This is a genomic window from Bacillus sp. JJ1474, assembly GCF_036965225.1.
Taxonomy (GTDB): Bacteria; Bacillota; Bacilli; order Bacillales; family Cytobacillaceae; genus Cytobacillus.
In genome coordinates this window covers 1-2,074 of the sequence record NZ_JBALPC010000328.1, presented here as the reverse complement: position 1 = coordinate 2,074, position 2,074 = coordinate 1, and the positions used below count along the sequence as shown (strand labels likewise).

Annotated in this window: 2 protein-coding genes; both read right to left on the bottom strand. The window is 35.9% G+C overall.

Annotation, left to right across the window (positions count from 1 at the left end; genetic code table 11):
- Positions 1 to 241, bottom strand: a 241-nt coding sequence (locus tag V7164_RS25415) for a TetR/AcrR family transcriptional regulator (protein WP_335355621.1), incomplete at its 3' end; no start/stop codon positions are given.
- Between the two features lie 263 nt (positions 242 to 504).
- Positions 505 to 1,557, bottom strand: coding sequence for an ATP synthase beta subunit C-terminal domain-containing protein (locus V7164_RS25410; protein ID WP_335355622.1), 1,053 nt, complete (start codon positions 1,555 to 1,557; stop codon positions 505 to 507).
- Positions 1,558 to 2,074 lie beyond the last annotated feature (517 nt).

Below are 2,074 nucleotides of genomic sequence, written 5' to 3'. Positions count from 1 at the left end.
CCTTTAAGAGCGCAATAAACCGATCATTATTTTTCTCTGAAATCTGATTTAACAGATAATAATATAGGTCCTCTTTCCCTTCAAAGTATTGGTAAAAGCTCCCTCTAGGGATTTCCGCTTCTTTGATAATATTGGCAATGGATGCTTCGTGTAAGGGAACTCGAGAAAACTCCTTTTTAGCAGCTCGAATTAAAGTGTCTTGTTTATCTTTAGGCAAGTGAAAAAATGTTTGTTTTGGCATATTATTATTCCTCCTGTCAAACGGATGACACCGTGTCAGATTTACCAATGAGCTGATTATATATGACACCGTGTCATGAGTCAAGGAAAAATGACAGCATGTCACACAACTACTTTAATTACTAAATAACTATTTAGACGGTCAATAATAAAGAATTTGAAGATATAAAAAAAGAACCTACTAAATAGGTTCGAGAGTCCGGTGTTATACTTTAAATTCTATATCGTAGATTTTAAAAAGCCTTTTCTTTAAATTTCTGCAGTCTATGCATTTATTATTTGACCAATATAATTTAATTGGTCTATTTCAACTGAATCGGCTGCTCCATCTAATATTTTTCTTACATCATTTAAGGTATCCTGTAAACTAACAGACTCTCCCTTTTTCCCTAAAAATGCTTCAGCTACATAAAATGGCTGTGTTAAATAAGCTTCAAGCCTTTCACCGCGCTTAAATGTTTGGACTTCAGATGCTGGGAGTCGCTCCATGCCCCCTACATTCACTAATGACCGGAGTTCACGATAGCGGCGAAGAAGCTTTTGGGCACGCTGCTGAATATTGAGATGATTATGATCGAGATATGCTCCTTCAAGAACTGAAGAAGTTGAATAGACTGGATTAACGGCAGGGAATTTGTGTCTTGCTGATAAATCTGCGTCAAATTGCCAAACGGTTTCCAACGGTCCATACGGTAAATCTTCATCGACCGCTTCCCCTTTTAAATCAACGAGAAAAGTTGTAACTGTATTGATATCATGCGCTAACAATTTTTCTTGGAGCTCATAAATATCCCCTGTTAATACATGGCTCCTGTCAGCTGCAAATACAATCTCATTTGATTTTCCTTTAACAGCCATTGCTTCATAGGCTTCATCAATGGAATGAACGATAATATCTGAATTGACCTTCACATCGTTTAATTCTGGGTAATTCCCATTCGGTAAGAGCAGAATCGTGACAAACTGATCGTTCTTCAATCTATAAAATATTTCTGAAAGTAAAACAAGCTGCCCCATTCCATGTCGAGCTACTAACCCAATTGTGCCTCCCTTGGCAAGTGGGGCAAATAAATCCAGCGTTTTAATCTTGGTCTCTAGCATCTCAATCTTCTCCCCTCTAATGATTAATTCATCCAAAGTACATTCCGCAAGATCAGCAAGTGCCGCTAAAGTTCGAACTTCGCACCTGCCTACCGGAATTTTTCCGGTACATAAATTAGAAACGGTTGCCGGACGTAAGCCTACGGATTTGGCAGCAGTAGTCAAATTAGGTACCTTTCTTCGTAAAAGTGCCACATTCAATTTTAAGTTTTCCAGATTTTTCACCTCCTTACTTTATAAGGTAATTTATTTTACTTTAAAAATCAATATATTTTACGCTTTAGAGTAATTTATTTTTCGCTAAAACAAAAAAAGAAGGACTGGAAATTGAACCGTCCTTCATTTTTCTAAAAGTTATAATATTTTGGGTTTGTTTTTATATTCTTCAAGNNATAATTTTCTTGTTTTAACTTTTCAAGCTCAATTTGATCCTGAATCATTTTATGCTTGGTCTTTGTTTGTTTTTGAAAATGAGATGTTACTATTGCAATGATTGGAATTGAAAAGACCATTACTACTGCAACTGTTCCCGTAAACATCATTCCACCTCTTGCTTACAAACAGATATAGCGTTTGTATTTATTTTCCTCTATCATATCATAAATTATGGAAAAGTCTTCTAGTTTTTTGTCATCTTATTTTAACGGCAGATTATTAACTTTTGATGATGACCGTTCTAGTATTATTTCATATTGAACGGTCATCAGAACTGCTCTTTGGTGACCGCTCCACC